A 1,148-nucleotide genomic window follows, 5' to 3' on the forward strand; every position below is an offset into this window, starting at 1 on the left:
AGTCCCAGTACCGACTGCCAGACCGCTACTAGAGCGCGTTCTTGAGCAGTACGCGGCTCTGCATAATCCGTTCCGGTCTGCAGGCTGCCTGCCGGTGCGGGCAGGGCCTTGCGGTCAATTTTGCCATTTGGACTCAGCGGCATCTGCTCCAGCTGTACAAAGTAAGATGGCACCATGTAGCTTGGCAGCTCCCGGCCCAGCTCACTTCTCAGCTCGCTGGCTCCGAGCTCTTGTCCGGCGACATAGTACGCCACCATTTGTTTCTGGCCCGTTTCATCCGCACGAGCTGTGACGACGGCTTCGCGTACCGATTCCACTTGCAGTAGCTGCGATTCGACCTCGCCCAGCTCAATCCGGTAGCCCCGGATTTTGACTTGATGGTCGATTCGGCCCAGATATTCAATGTTCCCGTCCGGCATCCATCTCGCCAAATCGCCTGTGCGGTACATCCGTTCATAGCCTGCTGCCCCGCCAGCAAACGGGTCTTTCACAAATTTCTCGGCCGTCAGCTCTGGACGGTTCAGATAACCGCGGGCTACCCCGACACCGCCGATGCACAGTTCTCCTGCAACCCCGATCGGCTGCAATTGCTCCGTACCTTCCTTCACGATGTACAGACGAATATTTTGGATCGGTTTTCCGATTGGAATGACCGAATAGGTTTCATTAGGCTCGCAATCGAAGTACGATACGTCCACCGTCGCTTCGGTTGGTCCATACAGGTTGATCAGTTTCGCTCCGACCAGGTTCGACACGAGCCGCTGGAACCGGGCCACATGCTGTGGTGGCAACGCTTCGCCGCTGGCAAAGACATGGCGCAGCGTGATCAGCTTCGCTTGCATCACTTCTCGTGGCTGCTGCTCCACGTACTCCAGGAACGCATGCAGCATAGCGGGAACAAAGTGCATTGTGCTCACGCCATCGCGGGCAATCGTATCGACGATGTCTTCCGGGTTCTTTTCCCCGCCTACCGACAGCAAGCTCACCTTCGAGCCGACCAGCGACCACCAGAACAGCTCCCACACCGACACGTCGAACGTGAAGGCCGTCTTTTGCAGGATCGTATCTCCCGCACTCAAGCCGTATCGATCATGCATCCACAAAATCCGGTTCAACACGGAATGGTGCTCCACCATCACGCCCTTCGG

Annotated in this window: 1 protein-coding gene; it reads right to left on the reverse strand. The window is 57.4% G+C overall.

Annotation, left to right across the window (positions count from 1 at the left end; genetic code table 11):
* Window positions 1–1,148, reverse strand: a 1,148-nt coding sequence (locus tag ACL9RM_RS26410) for an amino acid adenylation domain-containing protein (RefSeq protein ID WP_414126694.1), incomplete at both ends; no start/stop codon positions are given.

The sequence above is a fragment of the Paenibacillus sp. S29 genome (genome assembly GCF_049319765.1).
GTDB lineage: Bacteria > Bacillota > Bacilli > Paenibacillales > Paenibacillaceae > Paenibacillus > Paenibacillus polymyxa_B.